The following is a 20,442-nucleotide window of genomic DNA, read 5'->3' as shown; positions in this document are numbered from 1 at the left end:
TCAAGGCAGCGGCGGCAGGAGGCAGGCTAGAGCAAAATCAGGCCTCCGGGGCCGAGCTTTGCTCCCGCTCAAGGCGCTCGGCGCGCTCGGCCCGCTGGGCAATCCGGAGATCCTTGAACTTGTCGTTCAGCCGGGAATGCCGCTGCCCGTAGGCAAAGTAGATCAGGAAGCCGATCAGCAGCCAACCGGCGAAGTAGATCCAGGTCTCCACGGACAGGTTGGTCATCAGGTACAGGCAGAGGAGGGCCGAGAGCACGGGCAGCACCGGGCCGAAGGGCACGCGGAAGGCAGGCTTCAGGTCCGGGCGCTTGCGGCGCAGGACCAGGACGCCGGCGCTGACCACCACGAAGGCGGAAAGGGTACCGATGTTGATCATTTCCTCCAGGACGTCGACCTGGGTGAAACCGGCCACCAGGGCGACCAGGGTTCCGCAGATGATCTGCAGCCGGGCCGGGGTGGCATGCTTGTCGCTGGTCTTGGAGAGGGAGCGCGGCAGCAGGCCGTCGCGGCTCATCGCCAGGACCACGCGGGCCAGGCCCATGAGCAGCACCATGATGACCGTGGTGAGGCCGATCAGGGAGCCGACGGCGATCACCTGCGCCGCCCAGGGGTTGCCCACGAGGGTGAAGGCGGTCGCGAGGTTCGGCGATTCGACGGCGGCCAGGTCGCGGTAGGGAACCATGCCGGTCAGAGCCAGGGAAACGCCGATGTAGAGCAGGGTGACCAGTGCCAGGCCGGCGAAAATGCCGCGCGGCAGGGTCCTGCCCGGATTCTTTACTTCTTCGGCCGAGGTGGCCACGACGTCAAAGCCGATAAACGCGAAGAACACGATCGCTGCGCCGGCAAAGACGCCCAGCGTGCCGTACTGGGCCGGCGCGGCACCGGTCATGAAGGAGAACAGCGACTGCTGCAGCACACTCTGGCTGCCCAGCGACTCGGTCGGCACGCTGTCCGGGATGAAGGGGATGTAGTTCTCGGCCTTGACGTAGAAGAAGCCGGCAATGATCACGAACAGCACGACGCCGATCTTGATCAGCGTGAACACGTTGCCCACCTGCGCGGACAGCTTGGTGCCCATCACCAGCAGGACGGTGAAGACCGCAACGATCAGCAGCGGCCCCCAGGTCAGGTCCACGATGCCGAGGTCAACGGTGGCCGGGATGTCCAGGCCCAGCAGGCTGAACACCTCGCTGAGGTAGATGCCCCAGTACTTGGCGATGACGGCAGCAGCGGTGAACAGTTCCAGGATCAGGTTCCAGCCGATGATCCAGGCCACCAGCTCGCCCATGGTGGCGTAGGTGAACACGTAAGCGGATCCGGCGACCGGAATCGCGGTGGCAAACTCGGCGTAACACATCATCGCCAGACCGCAGGTGATGGCGGCCAGGACAAAGGAGAGGGTGACGGCGGGGCCGGAGAAATTAGCGGCGGCATTGGCGCCAACGGAGAAGATTCCGGCGCCAACGGCAACGGCGACACCCATGATCATGAGGTCCCAGGTTGTCAGGGTCCGCTTAAGCCGGCGTCCGGGCTCGTCGGCGTCCGCCAGGGAATCCTCAATGGGCTTTGTTCGGAAGAGACTCACGGTGGTCCTTGTGTTCGGGTAAACGTCAAAACTAACCGACCAATCCTAGGCCGCAGCCCTAGGCGGAGGCGGTATACCCTCCAGTTTAATCTCACCATGTGAGATGTTGCAGTCCACCCGAGACCACAGGGTTGCTGATTCCGGCCGCTGCGCCGGCTGTCCGCTAGCCACCGATCGACCCTTTTGGGAGGATATGAAGGTGAAGGTGTCCTTGGCCACAGTATCCCGCAGTGCCGGCGCGCGACCACCGCCACCGGCAGGATCTGCAGCCAAAAAACACGCCACCCGGCAGGCAGCCACAACCAAGCACGAGGCACTGAAATTTCAGCTCCTCAAGCCCACAGATCGGACAACACCATGGCCCGCGGAATCTATATCAGTGCCATGACCCCGGGGTCCGGCAAGTCTCTTGTCACCCTCGGCCTGGCGGACATGCTGCTGCGCCACGCGGACCGCGTGGGTTTCTTCCGGCCGATCGTGGAGGGCACCGAACCGGCGCAGGACCCCATGGTGCGGCTGATGCAGCGCAAGTTCAACCTCACCTCCGAAACCAGCCGGGGCGGGCTCACCCGCCGCGAGCTCCGTTCGCTGCTGGTGGCCGGGGAACGCGGGGAAGTGGATGCCCGGTGCATGGCCATCTACAACGAAGTGGCCGCCCGCTGCGACGTGGTGATCATCGAGGGCACCGACCTTTCGGGGCACGACGTCGCGCTCGAGTTCGATCTCAACGCCCGGCTCGCCAACAACCTGGGCGCGGTGGTGGTGGCAGTGGTCAACGCCCGGGAGATGACGGTGGGGGACACGGCCGACGCCGTGGACGTGGCCCGGCGGGAACTGCATTCGGCACGGTGCGACCTCCTGGCCATGATGGTCAACCGCTCGCAGCCGGACGCGGTGGAGGAGATCCGCTCGGCTGTCCGCCCGGGCGCGTCCGGCAGGCCGGTGTACGTGATGCCCGAAGTGAACGAGATTTCCCAGCCGTCCATGTCGGAGGTCGCCAAGGCACTGCACGCCCGGCAGGTGGCGGGCAGCGCCTCGCTGGAGCGCGACGTCGTCGGCGTCAAGGTCGCCGCGATGACCGTCGGCAATTTCATTTCCCAGCTGGACCACGGCAACCTGGTGATCGCGCCCAGCGACCGGGCGGACGTCATGGTGGCCGCGTTGGCCTCTGCCGTCGCGCCGGAGTTTCCCGTACCCAGCGGCATGGTCCTCACCGGCGGCCTGCCGATCGATCCCGGAATCCTGGCGCTGCTGTCCCAGGCCCCGTTTCCGGTGTTTGCCGTCGACGTCGACACCTACACTGCCGCGCGGCAGGTCAGCCGGGTGCGCGGGGAAATATCGTCCGGCCAGCGCCGCAAAGTCGCGGCGGCCCTCGGGGTGTGGACCCGGCATGTCGACGAGGACGAGCTGCTGGAGCGGCTGGAGCTGCCCCGCCCGGAAAAGATTACGCCGCTTCGTTTCCTGAACCAGCTGATCGTCCGGGCACGCGCGCAGCGAAAACACATCGTCCTGCCCGAGGGCCTGGACATCCGGGTCCTGCGGGCAGCGGAAATCCTGCACCGCCGGGACGTCTGCACGCTGACCCTGCTGGGACCGGAGGGGGAAGTGCGGGACCTGGCCGCCAGCGAGGGCATCGACCTCAGCGGCACCTCCATCATCAACCCGGCCACAAGTGCGCTGCGGGACGATTTTGCGCGCGAATACGCGGTCCTGCGGGCCAAGAAGGGAGTCACCCTCGACGACGCCCGCGAACGTATGCTTCACGGGGCATACTTTGGCACCATGATGGTCCACCTGGGACGGGTGGACGGAATGGTCTCCGGTGCGGCCCACACCACTGCGAACACCATCCGTCCGGCGCTGGAATTCATCCGCACCAAGGAGGGTGTGGACATCGTCTCCTCGGTTTTCCTCATGCTGCTGCAGGACCGGGTGCTGGTCTACGGCGACTGTGCCGTGAATCCGGATCCGGATGCCAAGCAGCTGGCGGACATCGCCCTGGCCTCGGCCGAGACCGCCGCACGGTTCGGAGTGCAGCCGCAGGTGGCCATGCTTTCCTATTCGACGGGTGCCTCGGGGCACGGCGAATCGGTGGAAATGGTCCGGGAGGCCACCGCAATCGTCCGCAGCCGCCGCCCCGACCTTCCGGTGGAGGGCCCCATCCAGTACGACGCCGCCGTGGACGCCACAACAGCCGCCTCGAAGATGCCGGGCTCGGATGTGGCCGGACACGCCACCGTGTTCATCTTTCCGGACCTCAACACCGGCAACAACACCTACAAGGCCGTGCAGCAGTCCGCCGGCGCGGTGGCGGTGGGGCCGATCCTGCAGGGACTGCGGAAACCGGTCAACGACCTCTCCCGCGGCTGCACAGTCGAGGACATCGTCAACACCGTGGCCATCACCGCGGTCCAGGCACAGGACGCCTGATGCTGGTACTGGTCATCAATTCCGGATCCTCTTCCCTCAAGTACCAGGTGCGGGACACCGCCAGCGGTGAACTTCTGGCCAAGGGCATCATCGACCGGATCGGCGAGGAGGCGGTGCCGGACCACGGCGCGGCCCTGGAGCAGCTGAGCCGGCTCCTGCCCGACGTCCTCGGCGGCCGCAGCATCGACGCCGTCGGGCACCGGGTGGTGCACGGCGGCGAGCGCTTCAGCGCGCCCGTCCTCATCAACAACGAGATTGTCCGGTCGATCGAACGCCTCAGCCCGCTGGCGCCCCTGCATAACCCGGCCAGCGCCCGCGGCATCCGGGCCGTGCATGACAAATGGCCCAAGATCCCCCAGGTGGCGGTCTTCGACACCGCCTTTCACCGGAGCATGCCGGAGCATGCCTGGCGCTACGCCCTCCCGAACAGCCTGTACCGGAAGTACGGCATCCGCCGCTACGGCTTTCACGGGACCAGCTACGGGTTTGTGGCTCCGGCCGCGGCGCGTTTCCTGGGCATCGAGCCCGGCGAGTTCAACGCCGTCATTGCCCATCTGGGCAACGGAGCGTCGGCTGCGGCGATTCAGCAGGGCAGGAGCATCGACACGTCGATGGGCTTCACGCCGCTGGAGGGGCTGGTCATGGGCACCCGCAGCGGCGACGTCGATCCGTCCATCCTGGTGTTCCTGCTGCGCGAAGGGTATGACGCCGATTCGCTCGACAAACTGCTGAACCGGGAATCCGGCCTCCTGGCGCTGGGCGGAGCATCGGATATGCGGACGCTGACGGAGGCGGCAGCCGGCGGGGATGAGGCAGCGGCCCTCGCGCTGAAAGTCGCATCGTACCGGCTGGCGAAGTACATCGGTGCGTACCATGTGGCGGTCGGCGGAGCACAGGCCCTGGTGTTCACGGCCGGAATCGGTGAGAACGCCTGGGAGTTCCGCGAAATGACGGTGAACCGGCTGGGCGCCCTGGGCATCGTGCTGGACAGCGCTGCGAACCGGAAACGGGAATCCGGAGCCCGGCTGATCAGCACCGCCGAATCGGCCATTCCGGTGCTGGTGGTGCCGACGGATGAAGAGGAAGCAATCGCTGAAGCCACCGCCGACACGGTGGCCCGGGATTCCACCCTGCCGGCCGGCACACCGAGCGGGTAACGGGCACATACTCGGACGAAAGCGAGTGCAGAGCCGGTAACCGCCGGCCAGGGCTGACATCTCGCCGTTATTTCCGTTACCGTCAGGTACCCGGTCAAGCAAAGGCCGCCTGCCACCAGCTTGGGGAGGATCTCATGGAAAGCACAACCTCACGGGAACACCTGACATCCGACCACGCGCTTCGAGTCTTGGTTCGGATTGACACCCACCTGCGCCTGGCTTCCCTGGAAGTGCGGGGGTGCCTCACCGCGGCCACCTATCCGACCCTGGTGAACATCCTGACCCACACCGGCACCCTGGGAGCCGCGGTGAGTGTGAATCTGCTCCGGGCTGCGCACGTGGATCGGGACGCCCTCGAATTGCTGCGCGACGGCGCCGATGCCGCGGTCAGCGGCGGCGCCCTCGCCGCCGGCCCGGGACAGGGGTGGTCCGGACTGCCCAGCTCCGACCAGGGCGGTGTGGTGCCGGTCGAGATCCTGGTGCCGCCGAGCCTTCCGGCCTGCCGGCCAGATCCGGGCGCTGCCGTGCCGGAACCGGCAGTCCCGGGCCGCCCCCTGACCAATGAGGAGGCTGCCGAACGCGCCTTTCGGCAGAGGGATCCACTGATGCTCCCGGACCGGGGATTCCAGCCGCGTAAACGATAGTCGGACCTGCCGAGCCGCCGGGCACTTTGTCAGCAACCTTACTATTTGCCACAATGAGGTTACATTCAAAGCACTCAGGGCTACTAGCAGGAGGTTCGCACATGAGAGCAGTAACTTGGCAGGGTAAAGAGTCCGTCAGCGTCGAGACCGTTCCGGATCCGGTGATCCAGGAACCAACCGATGCCATCATCCGCGTCACGTCCACCGCCGTCTGCGGCTCAGACCTCCACCTGTACGGCGTGTTGATGCCGTACATGAAGGAGGGGGACATCCTCGGCCATGAGTCCATGGGCATCGTGGAAGAGGTCGGTTCCGCAGTGACCAGCCTCAAGAAGGGCGACCGGGTGGTCATCCCCTTCCAGATCGCCTGCGGCACCTGCTTCATGTGCCGCCAGGGGCTGCAGACCCAGTGCGAAGTTACCCAGGTCCGCGAAAAGGGCTCCGGAGCGCAGCTCTTTGGATTCTCCGAACTCTACGGTTCCGTTCCGGGAGGGCAGGCCGAGTACCTGCGCGTGCCCCACGCCGACTACGGCCCCATCAAGGTGGGCTCGGAACTGCCGGACCACCGCTACCTCTTCCTCTCCGACATCCTCCCCACCGCCTGGCAGGGCGTGCAGTACGCCAACGTGCCCGACGGCGGCACGCTGGCTGTTTACGGACTGGGCCCGGTTGGCCAGTTTGCCGCCCGGATCGGCACCCACCTCGGCTACCGGGTGATCGGTGTCGATCCCGTGGCCGAACGCCGGGACCTGGCCGGCCAGTACGGCGTGGAGGTCTTGGACCTGCACAAGGACGTCGCGGACGAGCTGCGTGAAATGACCGACGGCCGCGGCCCGGACTCAGTCGTGGACGCCGTCGGCATGGAAGCCCATGGCTCCCCCGTTGGCAAGGCCGCCCAGACCGTAGTCGGCCTGCTCCCGGACAAGCTGGCCCAAAAGGCCATGGAAACCGCCGGCACGGACCGCCTTTCTGCCCTGCACGGAGCACTCGACGCCGTCCGCCGCGGCGGCACCGTGTCCCTGAGCGGCGTTTACGGCGGCACGGCCGACCCGATGAACCTGATGGCCATGTTCGACAAGCAGCTGACCCTGCGCATGGGCCAGTGCAACGTCAAGCGTTGGACCGATGACCTGATGCCGCTGGTCGAGGATTCCGCCGATCCGCTGGGCGTGACCAACCTGGTGACCCACCAGGCCAGCCTCGAGGCCGCTCCGGAGCTGTACGAGAAGTTCCAGAAGAAGGAAGACGGCTGCATCAAGGTGGTCTTCCAGCCCGGGATGAACTAACTTCCGCGGAACAACCGTCAAAAGCCAGAACCCGGCCAGGGTTCTGGCTTTTGTCGTTTAACCCGGGACTCTGGCGCGGCCCAACCGACCCGTGGCCGCACTTCACAGCCACCCGCTCGTGTAATTAACACCACACCCCCATGTGGCCCTACACTCATTTACGGTTCTCTCAGAGAACATCCGTTCACTATGCGAACACTGCAGCTCGCAGTCGCCGCACGAGCAAGAGTTAGGTAAGCCCATGGAAATCAAGGAACGCATCGAGGCGGCTCCCATGAAGCGCATGCAGTTTGGCATCGTCGCCATCTGCGTCGCCCTGAACATGATCGACGGCTTTGACGTCCTGGTCATGGCGTTCAGCGCCAATTCGATCAGCGAGCACTGGGACCTCAGCGGCGCCGAGCTGGGCATGCTGCTCTCCGCTGCCCTCTTCGGCATGGCCGTCGGCTCGATCCTGGTGGCCCAGGTGGCGGACATCATCGGCCGGCAGAAAACCATCCTCATCTGTGCGGTGGTGATTTCCGCGGGCATGTTCGCTTCTGCCTTCGCGCCGAGCTACGAAATCCTCTTCACCCTGCGCTTCATCACCGGACTGGCAATCGGCACCATGCAGGCGAGCCTGAACGTCTTTGTCTCCGAGTACTCCTCGGCGAAGCGGCGCTCCACCTCCATCAGCCTGTACAGCGCCGGACAGCCCATCGGCGGCATGCTGGGCGGCATCATCGCGGGCATCCTCATCTCGGCCTACAGCTGGCACGCGGCATTCATTTTCGGCGGCATCATCACGCTCGCCATGATCCCGTTCATCCTGAAATTCCTGCCCGAGTCCCTGGACTACCTGATGACCAAGCGTCCGGACGGCGCACTGGACAAGACCAACCGCATCCTGGCCCGCCTGGACCAGCCGCGGATCACCGAACTGCCCGTCATCCCCCAGGGCACCGCGCTGACCGTCGGCTCACGCTGGAAGGCACTGTTCTCCGGCCAATACCGCGCGACCACGGTCTTCCTGTCCGTCGCCTTCATGATGCTGATGGCCAGCTTCTACTTCGCGAACTCCTGGACGCCCAAGCTGGTCACGGCCAGCGGCTTCACGGCGCAGGACGGCATCGACGCCGGCGTGCTCTTCAGCCTCGGCGCGATCATCGGCTCCATCGTCTTCGGGCTGATCGCCGCCCGCTTCGCCGTCAAGTGGGTCCTGGTCACGTTCTTTGTCCTCGCTGCGGGCGGGTTCGGGGTTTACGCGGTTTCCACCGGCGCGCTTCCCACGGCACTGCTGGCGGCCGCCCTGCTGGGCTTCCTGGTGAACGCGGGCATCGCCGGCATGTTCTCCATCGGTCCCGTCTACTATTCCTCGGACGTACGCGCCACGGCGGTCGGGTTCATCACCGGCATGGGCCGGGTGGGTGCCATCATCTCCCCGATCCTCGCCGGCTCGCTGATCGACGGCGGCTGGGAGCCCGGCAACCTCTACTTCCTCTTCATCGTTCCGATGCTGGTGGGCGGCGCGGCCATTGCCTGCCTGCGCAGCAGCCGCCGGAACGTCAGCAGGAAAACCCTCGACAAGGACACCGTCCCGGCCTAACCGCGGCCCGGCCCAGCCCCCTGCGAGCGCCGCTCCGCCCGCCCGGTTGCCCGGGCAGGCGGGGCGGTGCTCGTTTTATCTGACCGGTTGCCGGGGCGGGAGGCGGACCAGCTCCGGGGTGACGCTTTTTCCGTCCACGGTGACCCGCAGGTAGGTGCAGAAAGGCTGGCGGCGCCGGTCCGTCGGGGAGCCCGGATTCAGCAGCCGAAGGCCGCCCGGCGTCACCGTGTCCCAGGGGATGTGGCTGTGCCCGAACACGAGCAGGTCGGTGTCCGGGAACTGCTCGTCCATGCGCTTCTCCCGGCCCGCTGCGGAACCGGTTTCGTGGATCACCGCGAGCCTCACCTCCTCCACCGTGGCCGTGGCCACCAGCGGCAACCGGGTCCGCAGCGCTCCGCCGTCGTTGTTGCCGTAGCAGGCAATGAGGCGGCGGGACCGCTGCAGCATTTCAGTGAGCGAATCTTCGCTGACCCAGTCGCCCGCGTGGACCACCGCGTCGGCCGCCTCGATGTCCCGCCAGAGCGGATCCGGCAACTCCCGCGCCCGCTTGGGCAGGTGCGTATCGGAAAGCACCAGCAGGTTCACAGCCATCCCCGGCCCCTAGCGGCGCAGGCTCCAGGCCCAGCGGATCAACGGAAGCTGCAGCGGCAGGCGGGCCAGGTGGATGGCCTTCTGCTGATCGGACCCGCGGGGGCCGAAGGCGCGCTGCAGGGCGCTGAGGTGCCCTGCAATGAACGCCACGTACATCAGGGTGGTCCCGGTGGCGGCGGTGCGGCGGGTGGCCGGCAGCAGGAGTCCTGCGGCGGCGGCGAACTCGAGAACGCCGCTCAGGTGCGTCCACTGGCGCCGCGTCAGCACGCCCAGCTGTCCGCCGGCGTCCGTGCTGATGCTCCGGGGAACCACTGCGTTGTAGAACCCCGGGTTGCGGAAGTGGTTGACGGCGCTGGCGGTCAGCAGGGATGCCATGGCGGCAGCGGAAAGGCTTTGACGGTTCATGTGCTTCTTTCGCTCGAGGAAACGGCGCCGGTCGGCGCCGTGGCTGTCCGGTCCGGCGAGGCGACGGCGTTGAGTGCATCAGCGGCCCGGACCAGGGCCAGGTGGGAGAAGGCTTGGGGAAAGTTCCCGGCCATGGTGTTGTTCACCGGATCGTACTCCTCGCTCAGCAGCCCCAGTTCATTGGAGTATCCCACCAGTTGATCCATCAGGGCGGTGGCTTCCTTCATGCGCCCGGTGGCGGCGTACTGCTCCACCAGCCAGAAGCTGCAGGCCAGGAAGGGGTTTTCGCCGGGCTCCAGCCCGTCCAGGCCGGCTTCGGTGGCATACCGCAGCAGCAGGCCGGATTTTGTGAGCAGGTCTTTCTCCAGCCGCGCCACGGTGCCGAGCATGCGGTCGTCGTCGGGCGGCAGGAAACCCACCTGGGGCAGCAGCAGGAGGGCAGCATCCACTTCGGTGCTGCCGTAGGACTGCGTGAAGGAGTTCAGGTCCCGGTTGAAGCCGTGGTTCATGATCTCGTCGCGCAGCCCGTCCCGCAGCGCATCCCACCGGTCCACGGGCCCATCCAGGCCGTAGGTCCTGGCCGCAGTGGCCGCGCGGTCAAAGGCCGCCCACATCATGACGCGGGAATGCGTGAAGTACTGCGGTTCGCCGCGCATTTCCCAGATGCCGTGATCGGGATCGTCGAGATGACGCTCCAGGAAGGACATCAGCGCGCGCTGCAACGGCCAGGAGAAATGGTCCTCCGCCACCCCGTGATCCCGCAGCCTGGCGAGTGCCACCATCACCTCCCCGACGACGTCGGCCTGGTACTGGGAGACCGCCCCGTTGCCCGCCCGAACGGGCGCGGACCCGCCGTAACCGGAGAACTGTGTCAGGACGCGCTCAGGCAGGTCCCGCGCGCCGTCCACGGCATACATGATCTGCAGGTCCTCCGGATCCCCGGCCACGGCGCGCAGCAGCCAGTTCCGCCAGTGCAGGGCTTCATCCGCGTATCCGTGCCCCAGCATCGCTTCGAGGGTCAGCGCCGCATCCCGCAGCCAGCAGTAGCGGTAGTCCCAGTTCCGTTCCCCGCCGGCGATTTCAGGGAGCGAGGTGGTGGGGGCCGCCACGATGCCGCCGGTGGACTCGTGGGTGAGTGCCCGCAGCACCAGCAGCGAGCGCAGGACCGCCGGCAGGTACTGCCGGGCGGGCTCGCAGTGCGCCGCCCACGTCTCCCAGTACGCGGTTGTGGACGCCAAGGCGGCGTCCACGTCGATCAGATCGGGCACCTCGGTGTGGGAGCGGTACCAGGTCAGCTCCAGGTCAACGCGCTCCCCGGCCGCCACGCTGAACCTTCCCGCGTGGCGGTGGTCCTTGGCCACGGGCAGGTTGTCCCCGCGCAGCACCAGCGCGCTGGGGCCGGCGATGGCCAGCAGCAGTTTGCCGTGCGGGTACGGGTGGCGCCGCATCCACGGCAGCACCGTCCCGTAGTTGAAGCGCACCTCCAACTCCTGGCGCATGTCCACGGTGCCGCTGATTCCCTCCACCCGCCGGACGATCGAGGCCCGCCGGTCGCCAACCGGCATGAACTCGGTAACCAGGGCGCTTCCGGTGTCGGTGGCCCAGCGGGTCTGCAGGATGAAGGTGGATCGGAGATAGCTCCGGTGCACGACGGCGGCTTCCGCTTCCGGCGCCAGCAGCCACCGGCCCTGCTCCTCCGTCCCCAGCAGGGCGCCGAACACCGACGGCGAATCGAACCGGGGCAGGCACAGCCAGTCGATGCTCCCGCGGCGGGAAATCAGGGCGCCGGTGTGCAGATCCGAAACCAGCGCATAGTCCTCGATGGGAGCAGCCATCATTCCACTCAACCACAGTGCTGCCGCCAGTCCTAGGATGCCGGCGGCCGCCCTGCGTTTGCCCGCATGGCACCCTGCCCAGCAGACTGATTAGATTGTCTGGATGGTTCCTGTCCCGGAACCAACTGGCCCGGGGCACACGAACCGGCACAAGCACGAGGAGCGGTTTTGAACGTACTTTCGACACCTCCCGTCCGGCGCGTCCGGCGCATCCGGCGCATCCGGCGCATCCGGACCGTTGGAGCCCGCGCATGAGTGTCCTGCTCGACGACGTCCAGCGCGCCGCCGGCCTTCGGCGGATGAAAATGCTCGCCACCGGCCTGCTGGTGGCGCTCGCCGTCGTTTTCGTCTTTTCCTTTGCCCTGCAGGAGCGCTATCCCTGGCTGCAGTACGTTCGTGCGGCGGCCGAGGGCGGCATGGTGGGCGCACTGGCGGACTGGTTTGCCGTCACCGCGCTCTTCAAGCACCCGATGGGAGTGAAAATTCCTCACACGGCCATCATTCCCCGCAAGAAGGACCAGATCGGTGCGTCACTGGGCCAGTTCGTGGAGAGCAACTTCCTCTCCGAGGAGGTCATCCGGCAGAAGCTTGGATCCATGGAACTGGCACAGAAGGCCGGGGCTTGGCTGGAACGCCCGGAAAGCGCGGCCCGGGTGGCCACCGAAGGGTCGGCAGCCATCCGCGGAATCCTGCGGGTCCTGGACGACGACGCCGTCAAGAGCGTCCTCGAGTCCATGTTCCGGCGGCACGTGGTTGATCCGCCCTGGGGGCCGCCCATGGGCCGCGTGGCGGAGCGCGTCTTCGAGGAGGGGCACCACCACCAGCTGGTGAACCTGGTGGTGGACAGCATCAACGACTGGGTGGCCGCCAACCCTGACGTCATCTCCGAGCTGGTCACCCAGCGCTCACCCTCCTGGGTTCCGTCCTTTGTGGATGACTTGGTGGGAGACCGTGTGCAGGTGGAAGTGGGACGCTTCCTGCGCGCCGTGCAGGATGATCCGAACCACGAACTGCGCCGCGCCCTGGACAACTACCTCAAGGGCCTGGCGCGGGACCTTCAGGAGGATCCGGAGGTCATGGCCAAGGCTGATGCGATCAAGGAGCAGGTCCTCGACGATCCCCGGGTCCAGCAGCTCATCACCCAGACCTGGGCAACCATCAAGAACGCCCTGACCACGGCCGTTGATGACCCGGACAGTGAACTGACGCGCAACTTCAAGGCAGCGGTGCAGGACTTCGGCCGCCGGCTGGCCGCCGATGCTGAGCTCGCGGCGAAGGTGAACAACTGGATCGCCGACGGCGCCGGCTATTTGGTGAAGACCTACAGCAGCGACATTGCCGCCGTGATCACCGAAACGGTTGAGCACTGGGATGCGCAGGAAACGTCCGAAAAGATCGAGCTCCAAGTGGGCAAGGACCTGCAGTTCATCCGGATCAACGGCACCGTGGTCGGCTCGCTGGCGGGGCTGGTCATCTTCACCATCGCCCACGCCGTTTTCGGCTAGGCGGCACTATCCGGTCAGGCAGCACTATTCGGCCAAACAGCACCGTCAACGCCGGCACACAGTTTCAGGACGGGCCGTCCGCAGGCGACGGCCCGTCCTGAAGGGAGCGTGGTGGGGATAGGTCCGGGGATTAGGCCGGGCTGTCCGGCAGTTTGCGAAGGTCCTCGGCCAGTTCACCGCTGATCGTCTCCGGCGCCGGGCCGAAGGCCTTGCGAGCCGTCTTGATGACGCCCTTGCCCATCGCGTGGTTGCCGGCACCGCCCACCACCGCGCCGATTCCCAGCGGCAGCGCGCGCCCGAGCATGGCGGTTCCCTGCCGGGCCACCACGCGCTTCATGAACTGTTTGCGGATGGAGGAGCCCACGCCGCCCATCAGCCCGGAGGACATGCCGCCCAGGGAACTCGCCCAGGGCTTGCCGCCCCGGCCGGCAACGGACTGCATCATGGCGGTCCCCTCTTCACCGAGCATGATGGCCATGACCATGGTGCGGGACCGTTCCGGATCCAGCAACTGCACCCCGTGCAGCTCCGCCACGGACTGGGCAAACAGCGCAGTGGCCTCGAGGAACCCCACGGTTGCGGCTGCCGACAGCCCCAGCGCCGCCATGGTGCCGATGGCGGGCACGACGGCGGTCGCCCCGACTGCCGCGCCCCCTCCGGTCACCGTGGCCAGGTAGTGCTTCTCGATGATCGACACCAATTCCGACGGCGTCGCGTCGGGATGCTTGCGCTGCAGCCTGCGGATGTTGGCAAGGACAAGGGGCCGCTGGACCTCGACCGCCCGCTCCATCGCCCTCAGGAGGGAGGCTTTGGGTGTTCCGTCCTTCTCGAAGACGGCACCTCCGGCAACCTTGAAGGCACGATTGGATGCAAAACCCACGGCAACGCTCCTCTTCGACTCGAACTCTGGGGGCAACCGGTGCACGCACCGCGCCCGGTTAACCAGCCTACGCGAGGCCGGTACAGCAAAAGCGGGGCCTGCGGATAATCCGCCGGCCCCGCTTTGACTGCATGAATCCCGCACCCGTGGTGCGGAGTTCAGAAACTACGCGCGGTTGCTGCTCTTGCGAGTAACAAAGCCGTAGATCGCGAGAACGATGAGGGAACCCAGGATCGCGAAGATCCACGTGGCAATCGAGGTCAGCGAGAAGATGTCGGTGCCCTTGTTGAAGATTGCGCCGCCAATCCAGCTACCCAGCAGGGCGCCGACGACGCCGAGAACGAGAGTAGCGATCCAGCCGCCGCCCTGGCGGCCCGGAAGGATGGCCTTGGCGATTGCACCGGCGATAAGACCCAGAATAAGGAAAGCAATGAAACCCATGATGAATACTCCTTGCTGTGTGAACGAGTGATAATTCGAACGACCTGTGGGCCGCGCTTTCTTCCACTCTACTTCATAAGCATGCTTAGGTAGTAGTTGAATCTGATTTTATTTCTCCCCCAATCAATGTTAGCAGGCTTTGTATTCCGCGTCCTCATGCGCTGAGGGTGCTACATAACGCCGCAGGAAGATGCCCACATCCCGGGCCTCCTCCGCCCCGATGGAGTGTCCCATCCCGGGGTAGGTCCGCGCCGTCAAAGACGTATTCTCCTGCAGCCAATTCCGGGTATGAAGAATCGCATCCTCATTGATGACCCAGTCGTTGCGGTCCCGCCCCCAGAAGAACGGAACCGGCTCGGGCAGCGGCTCGGCCATGGCCAGCAGCTCGTTCTCGGCCACGAAACCGGACAGCCCGACGACGGCGCTGAATCCCGCCGGCCGCAGCCGCAGGAGCGTCACTGCCATCGCCATGCCCTGCGAAAATCCGAGCAGTGAAACACCGGTAAAGGATCCCTCGGCGCGGATCCGGTCCACCCGTGCCAGGAGCCCGGTGGCAGCCTCGAGCACCTCGGCGGTGTCCGCCCGGAGAGAGGGATCCAGCAGGTACCAGCCGTGGGTATCCCCCACCGGGAACGTGCCCCGCAGCGCGGCTCCGATCACCCCGGCAGGCAGGGACGGAAAGAGTTCGGCCATGCCGGTTTCGTCGGCGCCGTATCCGTGAAGCATCACCAAGAGATGGGTCCCGGCACGGGCATCAGGGCCCGCGGACCAGCGTACGTTTTCCATGCCCCCACCTTAGCCATGAGAGCCCGCACGATCAGTGTCACCTACCCGGTAAACCCGCATCAACCCTCATGAATCCGCCCGTTTGGACCCCCGGAGGGCGCTGGGATGGCAGCCCATTGCAATCACCGATCAACCAAAATACAGTCAATTGAGTGCACCAGACGTGGCATAGGCCACAGATTGCAGGTGTTCATGTTTTGTCCTCCACGCCCTTGGAGGGGCCTCACCACGGAGCCCCGTCCGACCCCGCCGAGCCCCTGCCCTTGGTTCCCTCCCCGCAACTGCGCCGCAGAGCGCCCACCGCAGAGGCGATCCGCGGCACCCCCAGGATCTCGAATAATGGTGGTTCAATGATCGTCACCCTCACCGTCAATCCCAGTTTGGACCGGACAGTCGTGCTGCCCGGCACGCTGGTCCGCGGCGCCGTTCAGCGCGCCGCTGCCATCAGCGAGGATCCCGGCGGCAAGGGTGTCAACGTGTGCCGGGCGCTGACGGCATCCGGCCTCCAATCCGTTGCCGTCCTTCCCGGCCAGGACAACGACCCGGTGATGACCGGGCTCCGCACCGCCGGTGTCAGCTACGCGAACTTCCCCATCCCGGCCAGGCTCCGGAGCAACATCACGCTCACCGAACCGGACGGAACCACAACCAAGATCAACATGCCGGGGCCTCCCCTCAATGCCGAGGAACAGGAAGGTCTTATTTCCCTGCTGGTCACGACGTGCGCGGCCGGAGAGGACGGCTCCCCGGCGTCCTGGCTGGTGCTCGCCGGTTCCCTCCCGCCGGGCGCCTCACCGGATGTCTATGCCCTCGTGGCCCATGCCGTCCGGCAGCGCTTCGGCGAACGGGCGCCGCGGATAGCCATTGATTCCTCCGGTGCTCCGCTCCTCGGGGCGCTCCTCCATAACGCCGCACCGGACCTGCTGAAGCCGAATGCGGAGGAGCTGGCGGAAGTGACGGGCATCGGCACAGAGGATGAGCTCGAACAGGATCCTTCGCTGGCTGTCTCTGCGGCGCGAACCCTGATCGCCCGGGGGGTCGGGGCGGTTCTGGCCACCCTGGGGCCCAAGGGAGCGCTGCTGGTCACTGCCGAGGGTGCTTGGCAGGCCACCCGGCCGCCCGTTGAGGCTGTTTCAACCGTCGGCGCCGGGGACTCGGCGCTGGCGGGCTTCCTGTTGGCCGACGTCGCCGGTGCCCCGCCGCGGGACTGTCTGCGCCAAGCTGTTGCCCACGGGGCGGCGGCCGCAGCGCTGCCGGGCACCACGGTACCCACTCTCGCCCAAACCGATCCCGGCGCCGTGACCGTGACTGAAATAGCGGGCCCGGTTTCAGCGCCGCACCATGATTCCGCAGAGGCTGCATCCACTAAGGAGCAAGACTAATGTCTGAACTCATCACACCTGAGTTGGTCACACTTGACCAGGACCTGGGGACTGAGCGTGCCGAAGTGATCCGGCACCTGGTCAGGAATGTCGTGTCAGGCGGCCGCGCCACCAGCTTCGACGAGCTTTATTCGGATGCCATGGCACGTGAAGCCAAGACTGCCACGGGCGTTCCCGGCGGCATCGCCATTCCGCACTGCCGCTCCTCGGCCGTCACCCAAGCCACGCTGGCCATGGCCCGCATCAATCCTCCGGTGGACTGGGGCGCCAAGGACGGTCCGGCGGACATCGTCTTTTTCATCGCCGCACCGGAAGGCGCTGACCAAGAACACCTGCAGCTGCTGGCCAAATTGGCCCGATCCCTGATCAAGAAGAATTTCACCGGGGCACTGCGGACCGCGCAGTCTCCGCAGGAAATCGTCAACCTGGTGGACGGCGCCCTGGGCCTGGGTCCCGTGCCGGAATCGCAGGCGGGAACGTCGTCGGGCGCAGCCGGCGTCACCGGCGCCAGTGCAGCCGGGGCCAGTGCAGCCGCAGGTGGCACTGGCGGCGCCCACACCGCAGGCGGCCCCGAATCCGGAGCTGCGGCCGGCGGCGGGGGGAATGGCCGCGGCAGTGAACCCGCTGACCAAACCGGCGGCCAGGCCGCCGGCGGCACGATCAGGCGCCTGGTCGCTGTCACGGCGTGCCCCACCGGAATCGCCCACACCTACATGGCCGCGGATTCGCTGGCGGCAGCGGCAGCGGAACGCGGAATCGACCTGCAGGTGGAGACGCAGGGGTCGGCCGGGTCAACGCCCCTGGATTCCTCGGTTATCCGGAACGCCGACGCCGTCATTTTCGCGACCGACGTCGACGTCCGCGACAAGGGCCGGTTCGCCGGGCTGCCGCTGGTCAGCGGCCCGGTCAAGCGGGGCATCGATGAGCCCGGGGTCATGATCGACGAAGCCATTGCCGCGGCCCAGGACCCCAATTCCCGCAAGGTTGCCGGCGGCGGGGACGGCGGCGAGGAACGCGCCTCCCAGGGCGGTGAGGGCGAGGGCTTCGGCAGCCAGATCAAGCGTGCGCTGCTCACCGGCGTCAGCTACATGATTCCCTTCGTGGCCGGCGGCGGCCTGCTCATTGCCCTGGGGTTCCTGCTCGGCGGCTACGAGCTCTCGCTCGCCAACGATGACGATGTCCTGACGGGCGACGTCATCCTGGACGGCAACACCCTCTTCTCCCCCGGCCCCGAAGGGCTGCTGGGCTATTTGGGCGCCGTCTTCTGGAAAATCGGCAACCTGTCGCTGGGCTTCCTCGTTCCGGCGCTGGCCGGCTACATTGCCTACGCCCTGGCCGACCGCCCGGGCATCGCCCCCGGGTTCACTGCCGGTGCCGTCGCGCTGTTCATGGATGCCGGGTTCATCGGCGGCCTGATCGGCGGCCTGCTGGCCGGGTTTGTCGCCAAATGGGTGGGCAGCTGGGGGGTGCCAACCTGGCTGCGCGGTCTGATGCCGGTGGTGATTATTCCCTTGATAACCTCCCTCATAGCCTCCGGGCTGATGATTCTGGTCCTCGGCGGGCCCATCGCCGGGCTCACTCTTGCCCTGAACGACTGGCTGTCCGGCCTGTCCGGGGCAGCCGCCATCGTCCTGGGCATTGTCCTGGGCCTGATGATGGGATCGGACCTGGGCGGGCCCATCAACAAGGTGGCGTACGCCTTTGCGGTTGCCGGGCTCGGCGAGGGCAGCTTCGAGAACCAGGCCCCATGGCAGATCATGGCCGCCGTGATGGCTGCGGGCATGGTGCCCCCGCTGGCCATGGCCCTGGCCACCGTCGTTGACAAGCAGCAGTTCAGCATGGCCCTGCGGGAGAACGGCAAGGCCGCGTGGCTGCTCGGTGCGGCGTTCATTTCCGAGGGCGCCATTCCGTTCGCCGCAGCGGACCCCTTCCGGGTGATCCCGTCCTCCATGGTCGGCGGCGCCGTTGCAGGGGCCATCTGCATGGCTGCCGGCGTCACGTCGCAGGCACCGCACGGCGGGATCTTCGTCTTCTTCGCGATCGGCAACGTGCTGATGTTTATTGTTGCCATTCTCGCCGGAATGGTTGCCGGCGGGTTGATGTACGTGGCCCTCAAGCGGCTCACGACCTCCAAGAAAACCGAGGAGCCGGTCGTTGCGTAACGCACCCCTTACCCATGGAGAGGCACACTGATGCGGACCATCAAGGGAATCGGAGTCAGTGCCGGGCGGGTGCTGGGCCCCTCACTGCGGATGCCGCCGCCGGTGCCCGAGCCGCCGACTGACGCCAGGTTCGGGGCGGACAGCACGGTTGATGGCGAAAAGGCCCGCCTGAAGGATGCTGCCGAAGAGGTGCGCGCTGACTTGCGGCACCGTGCCCAAACGGCCTCCGGCGACGCCAAAGCCGTGCTGGATGCAACGGCCATGATGGCCACGGACCCGATGCTGCTCAAGGCCGCCGGCAAGCACATCAATGCCGGCATGGCTCCGGACCGGGCGGTGTGGGAGGCCGGGCTGGAAGTGGCGGCAATGCTGCAGAGCCTGGGCGGCTACATGGCCGAGCGCACCCAGGATGTCCTGGACGTCCGGTCCCGGATCGTCGCCCGGCTGGACGGGCTTCCTGCCCCCGGAATCCCGGATTCCGACGTTCCGTTCATCCTGACCGCCGACGAACTGGCTCCGGCGGACACGGCCACGCTCGATCCCGCCAAGGTGATCGGCCTGGTCACCTCGGGCGGCGGTCCGCAGTCCCACACCGCCATTCTGGCCCGCTCCCTGGGGCTGCCGGCAGTGGTCGGTGCGGTGGACGCCGAATCCATAACCGACGGCGCCAGCCTGTATCTGGACGGGGCTTCGGGCACCGTCATCGTGGACCCCGGCACCGCCGAGCGGGAGGCGGCGCAGAAGTACGCGTCCCGGGTTTCCCTGCCGCCGTTCAGCGGAACGGGCACGACGTCGGACGGCTACCGCGTTCCGCTGCTCGCCAACGTGGGTTCCGGCAAGGATGCCCGCGCCGCCGCCGTCGCGGGGGCCGAGGGCATCGGCCTGCTGCGCACGGAATTCTGTTTTTTGGGGCGGGAATCCGAGCCCAGCGTGGAGGAGCAGGTAGAGGCCTACGGAGCTGTCTTTGACGCCTTTCCCGGCCGAAAGGTGGTGGTCCGCACCTTGGATGCCGGCGCCGACAAACCGCTGCCGTTCCTCACCGACACCACCGAACCCAACCCGGCGCTGGGGGTGCGGGGGTACCGCACCGACAGCACCTCCCCGGGCGTGCTGGGCCGGCAGCTGGAGGCGATCGCCATCGCCGGGGGCGCCCACGAGGCCGACGTCTGGGTGATGGCGCCAATGATTTCGACGGCGGAGGAAGCCGCCGACTTTGCGGTCAAGTGCACCGCCGCAGGGCTGGCCGTTCCCGGCGTAATGATAGAGGTCCCGGCCGCGGCCGTCATGGCGTCGGCGATTCTGGCCAAGGTGCGTTTCGCCTCGCTCGGCACCAACGACCTCACTCAGTACACGATGGCAGCAGACCGGCAGCTTGGACCCCTGGCAACCCTGAACGACCCCTGGCAGCCCGCAGTCCTGCAGCTGATCAAGAGCACTGTCGACGGCGCCCGCGCCGCCGAGGCCGCGGCGGGGCCGGACGCCCGGTCAGCACCCAGGAATGTGGGCGTCTGCGGCGAATCAGCGGCGGACCCTGCCCTTGCCGTCGTGCTGGCCGGGCTGGGCGTGAATACGCTGTCCATGACACCGCGGGCGTTGGCGGGCGTGGGGGCGGTCCTGGCCTCCGTCACCATCAGCGAAGCGCGGGAGCTGGCCTCTGTTGCGCTGGCCGCCGCCTCAGCTGCCGAGGCGCGGACCGCCGTGCGCAGCCGGCTCAGCCGACTGGAAGAGCTGGGCCTGTGACAGCTTCCCCGCCACCCGGTGCGGCCAT

16 protein-coding genes are annotated in these 20,442 nt (G+C 66.9%); 9 read left to right on the top strand and 7 right to left on the bottom strand.

Translation table 11 applies throughout. The features are described 5' to 3' along the window. Positions 1 to 37: 37 nt before the first annotated feature. Positions 38 to 1,585 (bottom strand): APC family permease, encoded by a 1,548-nt coding sequence (locus QNO08_RS00710; RefSeq protein ID WP_229966605.1) that lies wholly within the window; start codon positions 1,583 to 1,585, stop codon positions 38 to 40. Between the two features lie 357 nt (positions 1,586 to 1,942). Here QNO08_RS00710 and pta point away from each other — a divergent pair, with 357 nt between their 5' ends. The 5 genes from pta (at position 1,943) to QNO08_RS00685 (ending at position 8,687) form a co-directional block, all read left to right on the top strand. After that, positions 1,943 to 4,015, top strand: a complete 2,073-nt coding sequence (gene pta / locus QNO08_RS00705) for a phosphate acetyltransferase (RefSeq protein WP_229966604.1) — start codon at positions 1,943 to 1,945, stop codon at positions 4,013 to 4,015. After that, a complete protein-coding gene (locus QNO08_RS00700; protein ID WP_229966603.1) occupies positions 4,015 to 5,172 on the top strand; it encodes an acetate/propionate family kinase in 1,158 nt (385 codons plus the stop codon). Before pta ends, QNO08_RS00700 begins: the two co-directional genes overlap by 1 nt. 134 nt (positions 5,173 to 5,306) lie before the next feature. Next, complete coding sequence (locus QNO08_RS00695) at positions 5,307 to 5,816, top strand: hypothetical protein (protein ID WP_229966602.1); 510 nt, start codon at positions 5,307 to 5,309, stop codon at positions 5,814 to 5,816. Between the two features lie 101 nt (positions 5,817 to 5,917). Next, positions 5,918 to 7,102: a zinc-dependent alcohol dehydrogenase gene (locus QNO08_RS00690; RefSeq protein WP_229966601.1), complete on the top strand. Its 1,185-nt coding sequence runs from the start codon at positions 5,918 to 5,920 to the stop codon at positions 7,100 to 7,102. Positions 7,103 to 7,343: 241 nt separating this feature from the next. Beyond that, a complete protein-coding gene (locus QNO08_RS00685; protein ID WP_229966600.1) occupies positions 7,344 to 8,687 on the top strand; it encodes an MFS transporter in 1,344 nt (447 codons plus the stop codon). 75 nt (positions 8,688 to 8,762) lie between these two features. On the opposite strand, the gene QNO08_RS00680 is transcribed toward QNO08_RS00685, so the two are convergent. The 3 genes from QNO08_RS00680 to QNO08_RS00670 are packed head-to-tail and all read right to left on the bottom strand — an operon-like array spanning position 8,763 to position 11,521. Beyond that, entirely contained in the window at positions 8,763 to 9,278 is a 516-nt protein-coding gene (locus QNO08_RS00680) for a metallophosphoesterase family protein (protein WP_229966599.1), read from the bottom strand. 9 nt (positions 9,279 to 9,287) lie between these two features. Beyond that, complete coding sequence (locus tag QNO08_RS00675) at positions 9,288 to 9,683, bottom strand: DoxX-related protein (protein ID WP_229966598.1); 396 nt, start codon at positions 9,681 to 9,683, stop codon at positions 9,288 to 9,290. Further along, positions 9,680 to 11,521 (bottom strand): glycoside hydrolase family 15 protein, encoded by a 1,842-nt coding sequence (locus QNO08_RS00670; protein WP_269439199.1) that lies wholly within the window; start codon positions 11,519 to 11,521, stop codon positions 9,680 to 9,682. The genes QNO08_RS00675 and QNO08_RS00670 overlap by 4 nt, the downstream gene beginning before the upstream one ends. 248 nt (positions 11,522 to 11,769) lie before the next feature. Here QNO08_RS00670 and QNO08_RS00665 point away from each other — a divergent pair, with 248 nt between their 5' ends. Then, positions 11,770 to 13,023, top strand: coding sequence for a DUF445 domain-containing protein (locus QNO08_RS00665; RefSeq protein ID WP_229966596.1), 1,254 nt, complete (start codon positions 11,770 to 11,772; stop codon positions 13,021 to 13,023). A gap of 130 nt (positions 13,024 to 13,153) precedes the next feature. On the opposite strand, the gene QNO08_RS00660 is transcribed toward QNO08_RS00665, so the two are convergent. The 3 genes from QNO08_RS00660 to QNO08_RS00650 form a co-directional block, all read right to left on the bottom strand. Continuing rightward, positions 13,154 to 13,903 carry a hypothetical protein gene (locus QNO08_RS00660; RefSeq protein WP_229966595.1) on the bottom strand — a complete coding sequence of 250 codons (750 nt, stop codon included), beginning with the start codon at positions 13,901 to 13,903 and terminating at the stop codon, positions 13,154 to 13,156. Positions 13,904 to 14,068: 165 nt separating this feature from the next. Continuing rightward, the gene (locus QNO08_RS00655; RefSeq protein ID WP_229966594.1) at positions 14,069 to 14,344 is read right to left on the bottom strand and encodes a GlsB/YeaQ/YmgE family stress response membrane protein; all 276 of its coding nucleotides are present in this window, start codon (positions 14,342 to 14,344) and stop codon (positions 14,069 to 14,071) included. 129 nt (positions 14,345 to 14,473) lie between these two features. Beyond that, the gene (locus QNO08_RS00650; RefSeq protein ID WP_229966593.1) at positions 14,474 to 15,130 is read right to left on the bottom strand and encodes an alpha/beta hydrolase; all 657 of its coding nucleotides are present in this window, start codon (positions 15,128 to 15,130) and stop codon (positions 14,474 to 14,476) included. Between the two features lie 350 nt (positions 15,131 to 15,480). Between QNO08_RS00650 and QNO08_RS00645 the strand changes: the two genes are divergently transcribed. Genes QNO08_RS00645 through ptsP form a run of 3 tightly spaced genes read left to right on the top strand, consistent with a single transcriptional unit; the run spans position 15,481 to position 20,414 of the window. After that, positions 15,481 to 16,512: a 1-phosphofructokinase family hexose kinase gene (locus QNO08_RS00645; RefSeq protein WP_229966592.1), complete on the top strand. Its 1,032-nt coding sequence runs from the start codon at positions 15,481 to 15,483 to the stop codon at positions 16,510 to 16,512. Continuing rightward, complete coding sequence (locus QNO08_RS00640) at positions 16,512 to 18,674, top strand: PTS fructose transporter subunit IIABC (RefSeq protein WP_229966591.1); 2,163 nt, start codon at positions 16,512 to 16,514, stop codon at positions 18,672 to 18,674. The genes QNO08_RS00645 and QNO08_RS00640 overlap by 1 nt, the downstream gene beginning before the upstream one ends. Positions 18,675 to 18,704: 30 nt before the next feature. Beyond that, positions 18,705 to 20,414 carry a phosphoenolpyruvate--protein phosphotransferase gene (ptsP, locus tag QNO08_RS00635; protein WP_229966590.1) on the top strand — a complete coding sequence of 570 codons (1,710 nt, stop codon included), beginning with the start codon at positions 18,705 to 18,707 and terminating at the stop codon, positions 20,412 to 20,414. Positions 20,415 to 20,442: the final 28 nt, after the last annotated feature.

This window comes from Arthrobacter sp. zg-Y820 (assembly GCF_030142155.1).
GTDB lineage: Bacteria > Actinomycetota > Actinomycetes > Actinomycetales > Micrococcaceae > Arthrobacter_B.
The sequence above is the reverse complement of the archived record's forward strand: the minus strand, read 5'-3'. Positions and strand labels throughout refer to the sequence as shown.